This is a genomic window from Paractinoplanes atraurantiacus (assembly GCF_900215205.1).
Taxonomy (GTDB): Bacteria; Actinomycetota; Actinomycetes; order Mycobacteriales; family Micromonosporaceae; genus Actinoplanes; species Actinoplanes atraurantiacus.
This window is the reverse complement of sequence record NZ_OBDY01000017.1, coordinates 156,151-172,756: the sequence shown is the minus strand read 5'-3', so window position 1 is coordinate 172,756 and position 16,606 is coordinate 156,151. Positions and strand designations below refer to the sequence as shown.

Below are 16,606 nucleotides of genomic sequence, written 5' to 3'. Positions count from 1 at the left end.
AGGATCCCTCACTTTCCGCATGACATGGCGCTGAGCTGGGATTATTTGGCTTCAATAACGTGAATACCACTCTTGTTCGCCATGACATTTGCAACTTTCATTGCCCGGAAACGTCTGCGACCGTCCATTTGTCGAGAGAAGACATCATGCGAGTCCTTCACGTGTTCGGAGCGCGCCCCGGCAGCGGCGCCGGGCACCAATTACGGCTGCTTCTCGGGCGGCTGCCGTACGACGGTCACGTGCTCACCCTCGGGCCCGCGCCCCCGGCGCTGCGGGCCACCGGCGCCACCCTGCACGAGCTGCCGACCACCCGCGACCGCGACCTCGGCGCGATCCGCCACCTGCGCGGCCTGATCCGCGAGGGGCGCTTCGACGTCGTGCACACCCATCTCTTCCGCGCCGGCGTGCAGGGGCGGGTCGCCTCCCGCCTGGCCCGGACGCCGCGGGTGGTCGCCACCGAATATCACGCCGACGAGGGGCTGCGGACCGCCGCCGGGGTGCGCGCGCTCTACCTGGCCGGCGAGCGGCACAGCGGGGTGACCGTCGCCGCGGCGCCCGCGGTGGCCGACCGGCTGCGCCGCTGGGGCGTGCCGCTCGGCCGGGTCACCGTCATCCCCAAGGCGCTCGACGCCGCCGAGTTCGCGTACGACCCGCGGCTGCGCACGGCGGCCCGGGCCCGGCTGCGGATCGCGCCCGGCACCCCGGTCATCGGCGCCGTCGGCCGGCTCGAGCCGGAACGGCGCCTGGACACGCTGATCCGGGCCGTGGCCGAGGTTCCCGGGGCCACCCTGCTGCTGGTCGGCGACGGGCCGGCCCGGGTCGCGCTGCAACTGCTGGCCGGCATCGAGGGGGTCAGCGACCGGGTGCTGTTCGCCGGGACCGTCGAGCACGCCCGCGAGATGCTCTGCGCCATGGACGTCTTCGCGTCACCCGGGCGGGAGACGTTCGGGCTGGCCGTGCTCGAGGCGGTCGCGGCGGGGCTGCCGGCGCTCTACGCGGCGTGCGCCCCGCTGCAGGAGATGGCCGCGGCGCGCACGCCGGTGGAGCACACGCAGCGGCTCACGCCACACGATCCGGAGTCGCTGCCGCGGGCGCTGCGCGCCGAGGTTCTCTGCCACATCGAGAGGTACGGGGCGCGGCTGCCCCCGCGGATCCTGCCCGACCGCTACTGCGCGAACCGGATGGCGGCCGACGTGGAAGATCTCTACGAGCGGGTGGCCGCCAGCTGAGGCCGGCCGACCTCACAGCGCCGGGCCAGATCCCGTACGAACGCAAAGCGCAGCAAGCTCTCGAGAAAGATGAAGCCCAGCCACGCGCCCAGCGTGTTGGAGAGAAGGTCGTTGACGTCGGCCCAGCGCGTGCCGTGCACGGTGACCAGCAGCAACAGCTGGGTGAGCTCGATGGTGAGGCTGATCAGGAAGCCGATGAGCACCACCCGCGGCTCCCGGGTGACCCGGAAGACGGTCTGCAGGAACCAGGCCAGCGGCAGCATCATCGCGCCGTTCAGGATGAAGTCGGCCGGGCGCATCTCCAGGATGGGCACCAGGATGATCCGGTACCAGTCGGGGGAACCCGGGCCCCAGCCCACGTGCAGCGGCAGCATGGTCGCGCCGAGCACGGCCACCGCGTACCAGCCGGCGAGCCACGCGTTCACCAGTTGCACCCGGTCGCGAATCCGGCGCGCCGCGAAGGCCATCAGGGCGATCCCGAGGACGAGCATGACCGGGATCGCGGGGATTACCAGACGCTGCACCGTTCCCAGGGTACGTGGGCGGCTAGCGGAGCCAGCCGTCCTTACGGGCGATACGAATGGCGTCGAGGCGGTTGCGCGCGCCGGTCTTGGAGATGATGGCCGACAGGTAGTTGCGGACCGTTCCGCCCGACAGGTAGAGCCGCCCGGCGATCTCCTTGACCGAGTCGCCCTCGGCGGCCAGGCCCAGCACCTCCAGCTCCCGGGTGGTCAGGCCGCGCTCGGTGGTGAGCGACGCCGCCTGCAACATCGGGGAGACCACCCGTTCGCCGAGCGCGAGACGGCGTACGGAATCGGAGAGAAGGTTGGCACTTGCCGTTTTGAGCAGGAAGTTGAGAGAGCCGGTGCGATGGCGGGGCGGCAGCATGCCGCGCTTGGCCGGGTCGCAGAGCAGCAGCAGCGCGCAGGTCGGCGACAAGGAATGCAACTCGGTGGCAACCGGCAGAACCTGACTGACCATGCGGTCGGTGTCGATCACTATGACGCTCGGCCACGTCTGCGCGGCCAGCCGGGGCAGCTCGTTGCCGAACGGCAGCGTGCCCACGAACACCATGTCGGGGTTCGTCTCGAGCAGAGCCCGCACGGGAACGCCGAAATATCCCTCTTCCCTGGCCACAGCTACCCGTATCACCACATCACTCTCCCCCGATGGGCATACCTCCACGGGCATGGCTGATCTGGTGACGTGGCGGGTGGAGAGCCACAGGTGCCCGTCGCTCCGACGCCTCCTCACGGTAACGCGCCTGTCACGCGACGGATACCGCGCTCAGCCGATCAACCGATGCCAATGCACCGGAACCGGCGAGTGTCCATTGTCACGTCCCCTCAGGTGACCCGCCGGCCTGCCGACCTGAACGCTTACCCCCGGTCACATCTCACAGCAGGACGGGCCGTTGACTCGTACAGCTCTGCGCATCCCCCGTATCGCAGCAGTCGGCATCGCCGCCGTCCTGCTCACCGGTTGCAGCAGCCTCACCGACCTCACCAGCAGCAGCAAACCGCTGCTGGGTGGTGCGTCGTCATCACCGACGCCCAGCTCTTCCCCCTCACCGTCGCCAGTTGTGAGCCGCGCCAGTGGCCCGCTCGATACCGGCACGGTCACCCACCGCATCGATCAAGGTGACTTCTCGGTGCAGCTGACCTACTGGACCTCGGACAACGCCAAGCAGTACACGGCGGCGTCGTCCAAGACCGTCAACGTCGCCGCCCACATCGAGGACGCCGACAGCACGCACCGCGTCAAGATCACGACCTTCCAGGTGATCCAGGACGACAACGCCAAGCGGACAGTGGTCACCACCGACAGCGGCCAGTTCGACGTGACGCCGCCGTACCCCTACAACACCGTGGTGAGCCTTCCGGCGGCGACGGCGGGAGCAACGAAGCTCACGCTGACGATCCGGCTCGACCTCCTCGTGGAGACCGCGCCGAAATCGAACAGCTACTACCGCTCCACCGCTCTCGACACCCTGACCCTGCCGCTGCTCACGAACGGTGCCGCCCGATGACCGAGTCCAGTCCCGGCCTGCGCCGGGCCACCGACCGCCAGATCCTGCTGCCGCGCAGCGCCAAGGCGGGGCCGCTGGCGCTGCCGCCGGCCGTGCCCCAGCTGGCCGACCTGGAGAACGTCGAGGTGGTGTCGGGCGAGATCGCCCTGGCCACCACGGCGACACCCCGCAACGCCACGATCAGCTGCATCATCCCCTGCTACAACGAGCAGGACTCGATCGCCGACGTCCTGAAGAGCCTGCTCGGGCAGACCCGGCTGCCGGACGTCATCCACGTCATCATCAACAACACCGACGACGACACCCCCGAGATCGCGCGGTCGTTCGAGGGCCGGCACACCCGTACCGTCAAGGGCGAAGAATTCGTCACGGTCGTGCACGTCCACGACATGGGCGCCAACCCCGACAAGAAGGTCGGCGCGCTCAACTACGGCTACTTCCTGTCCCGCGGCTACGACTACATCCTCGGCGTCGACGGCGACACCACCCTCGCCCGCGACGCCGTCGAGCGGCTCGAACTGGAGATGACCGACGACCCGCGCATCGGCGGGCTCAGCGCCATCTACAGCATCGACAAGAACCGGTACAAGGGCCTGATGGCGCGCTTCCTCATCGCCGGCCAGCGCGCCCAGTTCGCCGCCTTCAACATGGACAACCTGCTGCGCGGCCGCAACATGGCCGTGCTCGGCGGGCAGTGCAGCCTGTTCAGCATCCGGGCGCTCGAGACGGTGATGGTCCGCCACCACCAGCAGGCGCCCTGGGTCCGCGACAGCGAGGTCGAGGACAGCAAGCTCTCCCTGCAGATCAAGGACGCCGGCTACAGCACGAAGATCAGCTCGACCGCCCGCGCCTTCGTCGGCCCGATGACCAACCTGCGGGCCCTGCACGGCCAGCAGGTCAAATGGAACTTCGGCGCCATCGACCTGTTCTGGCCCGGCACGCGCGGCGACAACCAGGGCCAGCCGCTGCACCCCAACCTGCGGCTGCGCTGGTACGAGAACATCGCGATGGCGTTCAACATCGCCTCCCGCCTCGGCTTCCTGCTGCTGCTGGTGGCGGCGCTGTCCATCCACGCGTTCGTCTTCAACCCGATCTGGCTGATCCCGCCGGCCGTCGCGGCGCTGCTCAACCTGCGCCTGGCGCTGTCGATGAAGGACAAGAGCGCTTCCGACATCTTGTACGCGGCGCTGGCGCTGCCCGCCGAGCTCTACATGTGGATCCGCATGGGGCACTTCGTGTCGGCCTGGACCCAGTTCCTGGCCAAGACGGACAAGGACAACTGGGCGGCCCAGGCCAACGCGGAGAAGGGCAAGGGCTCGGCCTACGTCATGCCGCTGGTGGTCCTGCTGGCGGTCCTCGGCGGCGCCATCTACGCCTGGAGCCAGCAGAGCGTGTCGGTGCAGTCGGCGATCCTGTCCCTGGGCTGGCCGATCCTCTACATCGCCACGATCGCCCAGACGGTCTTCATGATGCGCAAGCTGTTCCGCCGCCACCGCGGCTTCACCGTCTGACCCGTTCACGTCGACGTGGGGATCTGCGTGTAACTGTCACCCAGGTAGTAGACACGCAGAGAACCCAGGTCGAAGCCGTCCTCGACGAAGTAGTCGTCGACGCAGCGCAGCTCGTTCTTTCCGCCGGGCGGAATCCGGTCGACGGTGCGGAAGAACGAGTCGTTGGTCTCGAAGCAGGACGCGCTCCGGCTGACACACCAACCCGGCACCACACCCTGCGCGTAGTTGGAGAAACCGAAGAAGCCGGTCTGCTGGGCGCCGCAGCCGGGCGACATGGTGTCCTCGGCGCGGGCGAAGCTGAGCCGGATGCCGGGCGCCTCCCGGTCGTCGAGCTTGTTCTCGACGGTGATGTCGAAATAGAGGTAGCGGTAGCCGGGCTTGGCCGGGGCCCGGTCCTCCAGCTGCGGCGACGTCTTCAGGTGGGCCTCGGAGACCCGGTAGGACCAGCCGCCCGGCGCCGTCAGATCGGTCCGGTTGTCCAGGACGGTGGTGTTGCCGCGCAGGAAGGCGAAACCGGCACCGCCGCAGCCGAGCAGGACGACCAGCAGCAGGGCGCCGGCCCCGATCAGCAGCCGCCGGGAGCCGGGGTTCCGGGCCATGTCCCGCACCCTGGTGCCGAGGGCCGCGCCCTTCACCATGGCGCCGGTGGCCGCGCCCTTCACCATGGCGCCGGTGGCCGCGCCCTTCACCATGGCGCCGGTGGCCGCCGGCCGGAACGGCTGGTGCGGGGCGGCGCCGAGGCTGAAGCTCAGATCCTGCCGGAACTGGGCATTGTGCTGGGCGTACAGGTCGATGCGCTGCTCCAGCAGGACCCGGGCCGCGTGATCGTCGGGCTGGGCGCGCAAGGTGGCCAGGGCCGAGCGCGTGGCCGGGTCACCCCGCCCCAGATTGTCCAGGACACCCACGACCCGTTGCGCCGCCTCGTCGGCCACCCGGTCCGGCGTGCCCATGAGCATCCGCCGGAAGAATCCGAGCACCGTGCCCGTGGCGGCCGTAGCCAACTCCGTTCCCACCATCGTCTCCATTCCCGACCGACTCGTTGCCTGTACGGTCCACCCGGCCGCGGCGCGCGTGGATCCCTCATGTCGTCCTGAGTGGGCGACGTTCGGCAGGGGCAGTCTGGGAAAGGACGGCCGTCGCACCGCCCGCCGGACGACCACGATCGGGTGGTGCCGGGCTCAACCTTTTGCGCCTGTGGCGGCGTTAACCTCGCATGCCTTCACATCGCAGGAGATGCCGTGGCTGAGGAGTTCCGGGCGTTCGTCGAACGGGAGTGGGCGCCGCTGCTGCGGACGGCCTATCTGCTGACCGGGGATCGTGGCTACGCCGAGGATCTGGTGCAGTCCGCCCTCGAGAAGACACACCGGCGCTGGGGGCGTGTGTCGCGGATGGAGGCGCCCGTCGCGTACGTCCGCAAGGCCATGGTCAACACGGCGGTGTCGTGGCGGCGGCGCCGGCGGGTCAGCGAGGTGCCGCTGCTGCTCGGCGACGCGCCGGCCGCGGATCCGTACGGGCCGCTCGATCAGCGCCACGAGGTGATCACCGCGTTGCGGGGGTTGCCGCCCCGGATGCGGGCGGTGCTGGTGCTGCGCTACTTCGCCGATCTCAGTGAGGCCGAGACGGCGGCGACGCTCGGATGCTCGGTCGGCAGCGTGAAGAGCCAGGCCTCGCGCGGCCTCGAACGGCTGCGCGCCGAGTTCCGCGCCACCACGAGTCTCGAAGGACCGGCCACGACTCTCGAAGGGAGGCGCGCATGACCACCGAGGCGACCCTGCGCGACGCGCTCGCGGCCGAGGCCGAGGCTCTGGGCGTACCGCAAGATCCTTGGTCCGGTTTCACCCGGCGCGAGAAGGCCCACAAGCGCAACCGAAGGATCCGGATCGGTGTGGTGGCGGCGGCCATCGTGGCCGCGGTGGGCGTGCAAACCGGCCTGGTGCCGCTGCCGGGCTGGGCGCCGGGCATCGCGATCGCCGGGCGCGAGACCGCGCTGGCCAAGAGCGCTCTGCGCGGATCGCTCGCGAACGACACGGCCTGGCTGGACGGCATGCGCGGCGCGATCAAGGATGTCGAGGACCCCGGCGAGCTCTGGAAAATCAAAGACAGGAGCCAAATCCGTTTCCTGTACGCCGGTGACGTGCCCGGCCACCGGCTCGCGCTCGCGCTGGTGCCGCTGCGCTTCGGCTTCCTGACCGACGAGACGCTGATGTGGTATCGCGGCGACCCGGGCGCGACGCCGGCCGAGATGTACGAGGACGCCCGCACCGACGGCGGCGAACAAGTGGCGATCTTCAAGCAGGGCCGCACCGACGCGCCCGGGGCGCTGGTCGTGGTCGCCCCGTCGGGTTCGACGGTCGCGGTGAGCAACGGTTTCACCTACAGCGCCGCCGGGCGCGTCGAGCACGCGGCACCACAGACCGCCATGCCCGGCAGCGGGCTGGCCGAGTTCATCCTGCCGGCCGCGCCGTTCGACCCCGGCACGACGGTCACCGTGACCGACCCACACCACCGGGAGATCTACAACGGTCCTGCGTACGGCGGGTGGAGCGGCAAGGCGGGCCCGAACACGCAGGAGATCAGCGAGCAGGTGCTCACCGATGCGCTCGGTGAGCGGAGCTTCGACCGGCTCACGATGCGCCGCTGGATCGAGAGCGCGCTCGGTGACGCCCGCCTGCCCGCCCAGGGCACCACGGTGAAGATCCGTTGGACGGGCACGGTCAACGGCCAGCCGGCGGCCTTGCTCACCATCCAGCCGAAGGGCGGCGGTGTCCTGGCCTACGCCTTCCACGGCGGCGCGAACACATATCGCGAGGATCTGCGCCTGCTGCTGCCGGCCGCCGGCGCCGGCGAGCGCCCGATCGCCTGGCGGATGCGGGCCGAGGGCAAGGACGACCGCACGGACCAGGTGGTGGTCGTCGGCCCGCCCGGCACCGCCCGCTTGTCGCTGGGCGGCGTGCCGGACGCGGCCGGCGCGGCCTTCACCACGCTGCCGACGTCAGGCGACGCCACCGTGACGGCCTACGCCGCCGACGGCTCGGTCATCGGCGCGACACCGGTCCCCCCGTTCGAAACCGACAGCGGCGGCCTGCCCGGCGACGACCTGAAGACCAGAATCGTCGAATAGCCCGGCCCGCCACCCGAGCCGGCCACGCTTCCGCGTGGCCGGCCCGAAACCCTGTATCGATGGCTTCGCCGCTGGACCACCAAGACACATCTGACCTGCGAACAAGGCCGCAACCTGATGGCCGCGGTGGTGACCGCCGGGCAACGTGGCGACAGCCCGCAGCTCGTCAACGTACTGGCCAAAATCTGGGTGCCACCAGTCCGCCCGGACATCGTGCTGGCCGACAAGGCCTGCACGTCCCGCGCCAACCGGGCCCCCTACGCCGTCGCGGTATCACCGCCCGTATTCCGAGCGGCCATCAACCAATGGCTCCGCGCCCTGCGAAACACGACCTAGCGGGGCACGACCTTCTCCACTGCCCAGGAGCGCCACGTGTCGAGGTGGTGCTGGACCTGGGCGAGCTGCTCGGCGACCGGGCCGGGGCCGGTGGAGCCGGGGGTGGTGCGGGCGGCCAGGGCCGACTCGACCGTGAGGATCTGGCGGACGGACGGGTCCAGGTGTTCGCTGACGGTTTTCAGGTCGTCGTCGGTCAGGTCTTCGAGCTCGCACTCGCGGACCGAGCAGAGGGCGACCAGCTTGCCGGTGATCTCGTGGGCGTCGCGGAACGGGACGCCCTTGCGGACCAGCCAGTCGGCGACCTCGGTGGCCAGGGAGAAGCCGACCGGAGCGGCCGCGGTCAGGCGGTCCACCCGCACCGTCATCGTCGAGATCATGCCGGCCAGGGCGGGCAGCAGGAGCTCGAGCGTCTCGATGGCGTCGAAGACCGGCTCCTTGTCCTCCTGCATGTCGCGGTCGTACGTCAGGGGCAGGCCCTTGAGCATGGTCAGCACCGTGACCAGGCCGCCGATGAGCCGGCCGCTCTTGCCGCGGGCCAGTTCGGCGATGTCGGCGTTCTTCTTCTGCGGCATGATCGACGAGCCGGTGGCGAAGGCGTCGTCCAGCTCGACCCAGCCGAACTCGGTCGACGTCCAGAGCACGACCTCCTCGCCGAGGCGGGAGAGGTGCACGCCGATCAGCGACGTGATGAAGAGGAACTCGGCCACGAAGTCGCGGTCGGCCACCGCGTCCATCGAGTTCGGCGCCGGGGCGGTGAAGCCGAGCTCCTTGGCCACCGCCGCCGGGTCCAGCGGCAACGACGAGCCGGCCAGGGCCCCACTGCCCAAAGGCGAGATTGCCGTACGGGCGTCCCAGTCGCGCAGCCGGTCGAGGTCACGCAGCAGCGGCTGCACGTGGGCCAGCAGCCAGTGGCCGAAGGTGACCGGCTGCGCGTGCTGCACGTGGGTCATGCCGGGCGCCGCCGTGTTCACGTTGTTGGCGGCCTGTTCGGTGAGCGCGTCGGCCAGCTCGACGACGGCCTGCGCGACCCCGCGGGCGTGGTCGCGCATGTAGAGGCGCAGGTCGGTGGCGACCTGGTCGTTGCGGGAGCGGCCGGCGCGCAGCTTGCCGCCCAGCGCACCGAGCCGTTCGAGCAGGCCGCGCTCGAGCGCGGTGTGCACGTCCTCGTCGTCGATCGTCGGGCGGAACTCGCCGGACGCGCAGGCCGCCTCGAGGTCGTCGAGGGCGGCCAGCATCTGGCCCAGCTCGTCCGGGTCGAGCAGCCCGGCCGCGGCCAGGACCCGCGCGTGGGCGCGGGAGCCGGCGATGTCGTACGGGGCGAGACGCCAGTCGAACTGGACGCTGACCGACAGGCGGGCCAGGGCGTCGGCGGGACCGCCGGCGAACCGGCCACCCCACAAGGATGTCTTCTCGTTCGTCACGGTGAGTCAGTCTCCCAGACGGTGGTCGCGGGCCGACGCCATGCGTGACGGCAGGCCCCACAGCTGCACGAAACCCTTGGCCAGGGACTGGTCGAAGGTGTCGCCCGTGTCGTAGGTGGCCAGGCCGAAGTCGTACAGGCTGGCCTCGGAACGACGGCCGGTGACGGTGGCCCGGCCGCCGTGCAGCACGAGCCGGACCTCGCCGGTCACATGCTTCTGGCTGTCGGCGATGAAGGCGTCGAGCGCGTGCTTCAGCGGCGAGAACCAGAGACCGTCGTAGACGAGCTCGCCCCAGCGCTGGTCGACCGACCGTTTGAAGCGGGCCAGGTCGCGCTCGACGGTCACGTTTTCGAGCTCCTGGTGAGCGGCGATCAGGGCGATGGCACCCGGCGCCTCGTACACCTCGCGGCTCTTGATGCCGACCAGGCGGTCCTCGACCATGTCGAGGCGCCCGACGCCCTGGTCGCCGGCGCGCCGGTTCAGCTCGGTGATGGCCTGCAACGGGGTGACCGTCTCGCCGTCGATGGCGACCGGGTTGCCCTGGTCGAACGTGATGACGACCTCGTCCGGGTCGCGGACAGCGGACGGGTCCTGGGTGTAGGAGTAGATGTCCTCGATGGGTGCGTTCCAGATGTCCTCGAGGAAGCCGGTCTCGACCGCGCGGCCCCACAGGTTCTGGTCGATCGAGTACGGCGACTTGTGCGACACGTCGATCGGCAGGCCCTTCTCCTCGGCCAGCGCGATCGCCTTGTCCCGCGTCCACGCGAAGTCACGGGCGGGCGCGATCACCTTCAGATCGGGGGCGAGGGCGCCGATGCCGACCTCGAACCGGACCTGGTCGTTGCCCTTGCCGGTGCAGCCGTGCGAGACGACGGTGCCGCCGTGCTGCTTGGCCGCCTCGACCAGGTGGCGCACGATCAGCGGGCGGCTCAGCGCCGAGACCAGCGGGTAGCGGTCCATGTAGAGGGCGTTGGCCCGCAGCGCGGGCAGGCAGAAGTCGGCCGCGAACTCCTCGCGGGCGTCGACCACGACGCTCTCGGCGGCGCCGCAGTCGAGGGCGCGCTGCCGGATGACCTCCATGTCCTCGCCGCCCTGGCCGACGTCGAGGGCGACCGCGATGACCTCGCCGCCGACCTGGTCGGCCAGATAGGGGATGGCCACGGAGGTGTCGAGCCCCCCGGAATAGGCAAGTACCACCCGCTCGGTCACGGGGTGCTCCTTTCCAGCGTGTCGATGGTGTGCCCGGCCCACACGGCCAGTTTCTCGGCCAGCGCCTCGCCGCCGTTCAGGTCGCGGGCCACGACGAAGATCGTGTCGTCGCCGGCGATGGTGCCGACGACGTCGGTGAGCCCGGACCGGTCGAGGGCGCTCGCCAGGAACTGGGCCGCGCCGGGCGGCGTCCGCAGCACGGCGATGTTGCCGCTGTAGTCGACGCTGGTGAGCAGCTCTTTCAGCAGTCGCAGCAGGCGGGCCGGCCCCTGCTCGGTGGTCTCGCGCAGCGGCCGCTTGCCGTCCTCGGGGATGAGGTAGGCGCCGCTGACCTTCACGGCGCCCAGCTCCTCCAGGTCGCGCGACAGGGTGGCCTGGGTGACCTGGACGCCCTCGCCGGCCAGCAGCTCGGCGAGCTCGGTCTGCGAGCGGATGGCCTTGTCCCTGATCAGCTCGACGATCCGGGCGTGCCGGCCGGCCCTGGTCACCGGCCCGGTCACTGCTCGTTCACCGCCAACAGCCAGGCCAGCAGCGCCTTCTGCGCGTGCAGACGGTTCTCGGCCTGATCGAACACGACGCTCTGGGCACCGTCCATGACGTCGTCGGTGATCTCCTCGCCGCGGTGCGCGGGCAGGCAGTGCAGCACGATGGCGTTGCCGGCGGCGGCCGCGAGCAGATCCTTGTTGACCTGGTAGGGCCAGAACGGGGTGAGCCGGTCACGGCCGTCGTTCTCCTGGCCCATGGACGTCCACGTGTCGGTGGCGATCACGTCGACGCCGTCGACCGCCTCGTACGGGTCGCGGACCACTTCGACCGAGCCGCCGGTCCACGCCGCGATCTCGCCCGCCCGCGCCACCACGGCCGGGGACGGGTCGAAGCCGGACGGCCCGGCCACCCGGACGTGCATGCCGGCGGTCGCCCCGGCCAGCAGGTAGGAGTGGGCCATGTTGTTGGCGGCGTCACCCACGTACGCCAGCTTCTTGCCCTCCGTCGTTCCGAGCTTCTCGCGGATCGTGAGCAGATCGGCCAGCAGCTGACACGGGTGGTAGCCGTCGGTCAGCGCGTTGATCACCGGCACGTTGACGCCGGAGGCCAGCTCGGTGAGCCGCTCGTCGCCGGTGGTGCGGAAGACCATGGCCGACACGTAGCGCTCGACCACGCGCCCGGCGTCGGCCAGCGACTCGCCGCGGCCGAAGTGGGTGGCCTGGGTGTCCACGATGATCGGCTGGCCGCCGAGCTCGGCGATGCCGGCCTCGAACGACAGCCGGGTGCGCAGGCTGACCTTGTCGAAGAAGACGGCGACCGAGCGCGGCCCGGCCAGCGGCTTGTAGGCGAACCGGTCGGCCTTCATCTGGGCCGCGAGGTGCAGGACGTCGCCCTGCTCCTCGGGGTTGAGGTCGTCGTCGCGGAGAAAGTGACGGGTCACCGGAGACCGTCCAGGGCGGCGATGAGGGCGTCGGCCTGCTCGACGCTGATGATCAGCGGAGGGGCGAGCCGGATGACATCCGGTGCGGGGGCGTTCACCAGGAAACCAGCTTCCTTGAGGTCGGCGGCGAGCTTGGCCGCGATCGGCTCGTTCAGCACGATGCCGAGCAGCAGGCCCGCGCCACGGACATGGTTGACGGCGGGGTGGCCTTCGAGGCCGCGCCGCAGCTGTTCGCCGACCCGCTTCACGTGGTCGAGGAGACCTTCGCCGGCGATCGTACGGATGACGGCCAGCCCCGCGGCGCACGAGATCGGGTTGCCGCCGAACGTGGTGCCGTGCGACCCGGGGGTGAACAGGTCGGCGGCCCGGCCGAAGGCGACACAGGCGCCGAGCGGCAGACCGCCGCCGAGGCCCTTGGCCAGGGTGATGATGTCGGGCTCGACGCCCTCGCTCTGGTGATGGAACCAGTGCCCGGTGCGGCCGATGCCGGTCTGTACCTCGTCCAGCACGAGCAGCGCGCCCGTCTTGTCGCAGATCTCCCGGGCGCCGGCCAAGTAGCCCGGCGGCGGGACCACGACGCCGCTCTCGCCCTGGATGGGCTCGATGATGACCATGGCGGTGCCGTCGGTGACAGCGGCGTCCAGCGCGGCCAGATCGCCGAAATCGACATGCGACACGTCGCCCGGCAGCGGACGGAACGGGTCGGCCTTGGCGGGCTGACCGGTCAGGGCGAGAGCGCCCATCGTGCGGCCGTGGAATGCCCCCTTCGTCGCCACGACATGGGTGCGCCCCGTCAGGCGGGAGAGCTTGAAGGCAGCCTCGTTGGCCTCGGCGCCGGAATTGGTGAAGAGCACCCGTCCCGAACGGCCGGCCAGCGCCAGCAGGAGCTCGGCCAGGGCGACGGTCGGCTCGGCGACGTAGAAGTTGGAGATGTGGCCGAGCTGCTGCACCTGCTGGGTGACGGCCTCGACGACGGCCGGGTGCGCGTGCCCGAGGGCGTTGACCGCGATGCCGCCCAGGAAGTCGACGTACTGCTTGCCGTTCTCGTCGGTGAGGACCGCGCCCTCGCCTCGGACCAGGGCCGCCTGCGGAGCTCCGTAGTTGTTCATCCCCGCTTGTGACCACCGGTCGATCAGGGAGCTCATGAGGGGACCACCATTGTTCCGATTCCTTCCGAGGTGAAGACTTCCAGCAGCGTCGAATGCTCGACGCGGCCGTCGACGACGTGGGCGGCCGGGACGCCGCCGCGCACCGCGCGCAGGCAGGCCTCCATCTTGGGGACCATGCCCGCCTCCAGGGTGGGCAGCAGCTTTTCGAGGGCGTCAGCGTCGATGCGCGAGGTGAGCGACGAGGTGTCGGGCCAATTGGTGTAGAGCCCGGGCACGTCGGTCAGCACGACCAGCTTGCGGGCGCCGAGCGCCTCGGCCAGCGCGGCCGCCGCCGTGTCGGCGTTGACGTTGTGCACGACCCCGTCCGCGTCCGGCGCGACCGACGCGATCACGGGGATCCGGCCGGCCGCGATCAGGTCGTCCACCGCCGAGGTGTCCACCTTGGCCAAGTCCCCGACCTGACCGAGGTCGACCTCCTCGCCGTCAACCAGCGTGCCCCGACGTACAGCGGTGAACAGGCGAGCGTCTTCGCCGGACAGGCCGATGGCGAAAGGCCCGTGCTGGTTGATCAACCCGACCAGCTCACGTCCGACTTGTCCGACAAGAACCATCCGGACGACATCCATGGCTTCGGGAGTGGTCACGCGGAGCCCACCACGGAACTCACTGGTGATGTCCATTTTGTCGAGCATGCGGCTGATCTGCGGACCACCACCATGCACCACAACCGGCTTTATCCCGACATAGCGGAGAAAGACCATGTCGGCGGCAAAGGCCGCCTGCAATTGCGGGTTGATCATCGCGTTGCCGCCGTATTTGACGACGATCGTCGCGCCGTGGAACCGCTCCAGCCACGGCAGCGCCTCGATCAGGACGCCCGCTTTCTCGATCGGCGTGGTCACACTGAGCCTGCTTTCTCGTTCGCGCGAGCGCTCACGACGAGTACGCCGAGTTCTCGTGCACGTACGCGTGCGACAGATCGGTGGTCCAGATCGTCGCTTCCATCTCGCCCTCGCGCAGGTTCACCGTGATCTTGACGTCGCGGCCGCTCAGGTCGACCTTGGAGCGGTCTTCCGCCGCCGCGCCGCCCTTGCAGATCCACACGTCGTTGATCGCCACGTCGACCCGGTCGGGCTCGAAGCGCGCCTGTGTCGTGCCGACCGCGGCCAGGATGCGCCCCCAGTTGGGGTCGTTGCCGAACAGCGCCGTCTTGACCAGGTTGTTGCGGCAGACCGTGCGGCCCACCTCGACCGCGTCGGCCTCGGTGGCCGCGCCCTTGACCTCGATCGCGATGTGCTTGGTAGCGCCCTCGGCGTCCGCGATCAGCTGCTGGGCCAGGTCGTGGCAGACCTCGGTGACCGCCGCCGTCAGCTCTTCCTGGGTCGGCTGGCGGTCGGAGGCGCCGCTGGCCAGCAGCAGCACGGTGTCGTTGGTGGACATGCAGCCGTCGGCGTCGATCCGGTCGAACGTCACCCGGGTCGCCTCACGCAGCGCGGCGTCGAGCACCTCGTTGTTGGCCGAGGCGTCGGTGGTGATCACCACGAGCATGGTGGCGAGCGCCGGGGCCAACATGCCGGCGCCCTTGGCGATGCCGCCGACCGACCAGCCGTCGCGCTCGACCACGGCGTTCTTCGGCACCGTGTCGGTCGTCATGATCGCCTCGGCCGCGGCCGGGCCACCGTCGGCCTTCAGCGACTTGGCCGCCGCGTTCACGCCGGGCAGCAACTTGTCCATGGGCAGAAGCTCGCCGATCAGGCCGGTCGAGCAGACCGCCACGTCGCCGGCCCCGATCAGCTGCGGCTTGGGACCGCCGCGGAGCACTGTCGCGGTGTGCTCGGCCGTGGCGTGCGTGTCCTGGAAGCCCTGCGGGCCGGTGCAGGCGTTGGCCCCGCCCGAGTTGAGCACGACGGCGCGCACGATGCCGCCCTTGAGCACCTGCTGGCTCCAGAGCACGGGCGCCGCCTTGACCCGGTTGCCGGTGAAGACGCCGGCGGCGGTGAAGTCGGGGCCGTCGTTGACGACCAGGGCCACGTCGGGATTGCCGTTGGCTTTCAGGCCGGCGGCGACTCCGGAGGCCCGGAAGCCCTTGGGATGGGTCACGGTCACGGTGCCACTCCGAACACGGACAGGCCCGAGGTCTCGGGCAGGCCGAACATGATGTTGGCGCACTGGACGGCTTGCCCAGCAGCACCCTTGCCGAGGTTGTCGAGGGCGCTGACGACCACGATCCGGCCCGAGTCGACATCGACGGTGGCCTGGAGGTGGCACGAGTTGGAACCGGAGGTGGCGGCCGTGTGCGGCCACTGCCCCTCGGGCAGGACGTGCACGAAAGGCTCGTCCGCATACGCGGCCTGGAGCACCTCTCGCGGGTCCTGCGCGGTGAGCGGGCGCGCGGTGACAGTGGCGAGTATGCCGCGCGGCATCGGCGCCAGCACCGGCGTCATCGACAGCGACGTCGCCCCGGAGGCCTGCTTGATCTCGGGCACGTGCTGGTGGGCGCCGACCTTGTACGGCGAGAGGTCGCCCATGACCTCGCTGCCGAGCAGGTGGACCTTGGCCGAGCGCCCGGCGCCCGACGTGCCGGAGCTGGCCACCACGACCACGTCGGCCGGATCGGCGACGCCGGCGGCGATCAGCGGGGCCAGCGCCAGGGTGATGGTGGCCGCATAACAACCCGTGTTGGCCACCCGGTCGGAGGCCTTGATCTGCTCGCGGTGACCGGGCAACTCGGGCAGGCCGTAAGTCCACGTGCCGGCGTGCGAGCCGCCGTAGTATTTCTCCCAGGGCGCCGCGTCCCTGAGCCGGAAGTCGGCGCCCAGGTCGACGATCTTCACCGTCTCGGGCAGCTGCGCCGCGAGCGCCGCCGACTGCCCGTGCGGCAGGGCGAGAAACACCAGGTCGGCGCCGCTCAGGCCGGCGGCGTCGGTCGCGCCGAGCGTCAGGTCGAGCCCGGCGAGCTGCGGATGCACGGCCGTGACGTGCGTGCCCGCCTGGGTGTGAGCGGTGGCCGCCACGAGGTCGAACTCCGGGTGCCCGGCGAGAAGCCTCAGCAACTCACCACCCGCATAACCACTGGCGCCCGCGACCGCGACCCGAATCCCCATACCAACCTCCGCATGAATATGCAGAGAACCGTATCAAGGGGCGCGAGCGACGAGCAACACCATTTGCCCGGCGAGTGAGTGAAACCACCGGCCCGGTGGTAAGACTGGCGC

At 70.3% G+C, this 16,606-nt stretch carries 17 protein-coding genes; 6 read left to right on the top strand and 11 right to left on the bottom strand.

Going from position 1 to position 16,606, the window contains the following annotated elements; all coding sequences use genetic code 11:
* The first annotated feature begins 146 nt into the window (after nucleotides 1-146).
* Complete coding sequence (locus tag CRP55_RS31635; RefSeq protein ID WP_097324785.1) at nucleotides 147-1,229, top strand: glycosyltransferase; 1,083 nt, start codon at nucleotides 147-149, stop codon at nucleotides 1,227-1,229.
* Here the strand turns inward: CRP55_RS31635 and CRP55_RS31630 are convergent.
* On the bottom strand, nucleotides 1,205-1,753 hold the full coding sequence (locus CRP55_RS31630; RefSeq protein WP_143235023.1) for a VanZ family protein: 549 nt from the start codon (nucleotides 1,751-1,753) through the stop codon (nucleotides 1,205-1,207). The two genes, CRP55_RS31635 and CRP55_RS31630, sit on opposite strands and share 25 nt — an antisense overlap.
* A gap of 22 nt (nucleotides 1,754-1,775) precedes the next feature.
* Entirely contained in the window at nucleotides 1,776-2,381 is a 606-nt protein-coding gene (locus CRP55_RS31625) for a helix-turn-helix transcriptional regulator (protein WP_097324862.1), read from the bottom strand.
* A gap of 262 nt (nucleotides 2,382-2,643) precedes the next feature.
* Here CRP55_RS31625 and CRP55_RS31620 point away from each other — a divergent pair, with 262 nt between their 5' ends.
* The gene (locus CRP55_RS31620; RefSeq protein WP_245923505.1) at nucleotides 2,644-3,258 is read left to right on the top strand and encodes a hypothetical protein; all 615 of its coding nucleotides are present in this window, start codon (nucleotides 2,644-2,646) and stop codon (nucleotides 3,256-3,258) included.
* Nucleotides 3,255-4,769, top strand: a complete 1,515-nt coding sequence (locus CRP55_RS31615) for a glycosyltransferase family 2 protein (RefSeq protein ID WP_097324782.1) — start codon at nucleotides 3,255-3,257, stop codon at nucleotides 4,767-4,769. The genes CRP55_RS31620 and CRP55_RS31615 overlap by 4 nt, the downstream gene beginning before the upstream one ends.
* A gap of 5 nt (nucleotides 4,770-4,774) precedes the next feature.
* On the opposite strand, the gene CRP55_RS31610 is transcribed toward CRP55_RS31615, so the two are convergent.
* Complete coding sequence (locus CRP55_RS31610; protein ID WP_179855406.1) at nucleotides 4,775-5,782, bottom strand: hypothetical protein; 1,008 nt, start codon at nucleotides 5,780-5,782, stop codon at nucleotides 4,775-4,777.
* Nucleotides 5,783-6,007: 225 nt separating this feature from the next.
* Here CRP55_RS31610 and CRP55_RS31605 point away from each other — a divergent pair, with 225 nt between their 5' ends.
* The 3 genes from CRP55_RS31605 to CRP55_RS31595 all read left to right on the top strand — a co-directional run bounded on the left by CRP55_RS31605 (nucleotide 6,008) and on the right by CRP55_RS31595 (nucleotide 8,226).
* On the top strand, nucleotides 6,008-6,526 hold the full coding sequence (locus CRP55_RS31605; protein ID WP_218854746.1) for a SigE family RNA polymerase sigma factor: 519 nt from the start codon (nucleotides 6,008-6,010) through the stop codon (nucleotides 6,524-6,526).
* The gene (locus tag CRP55_RS31600) at nucleotides 6,523-7,890 is read left to right on the top strand and encodes a hypothetical protein (RefSeq protein WP_097324778.1); all 1,368 of its coding nucleotides are present in this window, start codon (nucleotides 6,523-6,525) and stop codon (nucleotides 7,888-7,890) included. The genes CRP55_RS31605 and CRP55_RS31600 overlap by 4 nt, the downstream gene beginning before the upstream one ends.
* Before the next feature lie 117 nt (nucleotides 7,891-8,007).
* Complete coding sequence (locus CRP55_RS31595; RefSeq protein WP_179855405.1) at nucleotides 8,008-8,226, top strand: hypothetical protein; 219 nt, start codon at nucleotides 8,008-8,010, stop codon at nucleotides 8,224-8,226.
* Here CRP55_RS31595 and argH read toward each other — a convergent pair.
* The 8 genes from argH to argC are packed head-to-tail and all read right to left on the bottom strand — an operon-like array spanning nucleotide 8,223 to nucleotide 16,495.
* On the bottom strand, nucleotides 8,223-9,647 hold the full coding sequence (gene argH, locus CRP55_RS31590) for an argininosuccinate lyase (protein WP_097324776.1): 1,425 nt from the start codon (nucleotides 9,645-9,647) through the stop codon (nucleotides 8,223-8,225). The genes CRP55_RS31595 and argH overlap by 4 nt on opposite strands.
* Nucleotides 9,648-9,653: 6 nt before the next feature.
* Nucleotides 9,654-10,856, bottom strand: a complete 1,203-nt coding sequence (locus CRP55_RS31585; RefSeq protein WP_097324773.1) for an argininosuccinate synthase — start codon at nucleotides 10,854-10,856, stop codon at nucleotides 9,654-9,656.
* Nucleotides 10,853-11,356 (bottom strand): arginine repressor, encoded by a 504-nt coding sequence (locus tag CRP55_RS31580; RefSeq protein ID WP_097324771.1) that lies wholly within the window; start codon nucleotides 11,354-11,356, stop codon nucleotides 10,853-10,855. The genes CRP55_RS31585 and CRP55_RS31580 overlap by 4 nt, the downstream gene beginning before the upstream one ends.
* The gene (gene argF, locus CRP55_RS31575; protein ID WP_097324769.1) at nucleotides 11,353-12,282 is read right to left on the bottom strand and encodes an ornithine carbamoyltransferase; all 930 of its coding nucleotides are present in this window, start codon (nucleotides 12,280-12,282) and stop codon (nucleotides 11,353-11,355) included. Before argF ends, CRP55_RS31580 begins: the two co-directional genes overlap by 4 nt.
* Nucleotides 12,279-13,427, bottom strand: coding sequence for an acetylornithine transaminase (locus tag CRP55_RS31570; protein WP_097324767.1), 1,149 nt, complete (start codon nucleotides 13,425-13,427; stop codon nucleotides 12,279-12,281). Before CRP55_RS31570 ends, argF begins: the two co-directional genes overlap by 4 nt.
* Entirely contained in the window at nucleotides 13,424-14,293 is an 870-nt protein-coding gene (argB, locus tag CRP55_RS31565; RefSeq protein WP_097324765.1) for an acetylglutamate kinase, read from the bottom strand. The genes CRP55_RS31570 and argB overlap by 4 nt, the downstream gene beginning before the upstream one ends.
* Before the next feature lie 31 nt (nucleotides 14,294-14,324).
* Nucleotides 14,325-15,497: a bifunctional glutamate N-acetyltransferase/amino-acid acetyltransferase ArgJ gene (argJ, locus tag CRP55_RS31560; protein WP_097324763.1), complete on the bottom strand. Its 1,173-nt coding sequence runs from the start codon at nucleotides 15,495-15,497 to the stop codon at nucleotides 14,325-14,327.
* Nucleotides 15,494-16,495, bottom strand: a complete 1,002-nt coding sequence (gene argC / locus CRP55_RS31555; RefSeq protein ID WP_097324762.1) for an N-acetyl-gamma-glutamyl-phosphate reductase — start codon at nucleotides 16,493-16,495, stop codon at nucleotides 15,494-15,496. The genes argJ and argC overlap by 4 nt, the downstream gene beginning before the upstream one ends.
* Nucleotides 16,496-16,606: the final 111 nt, after the last annotated feature.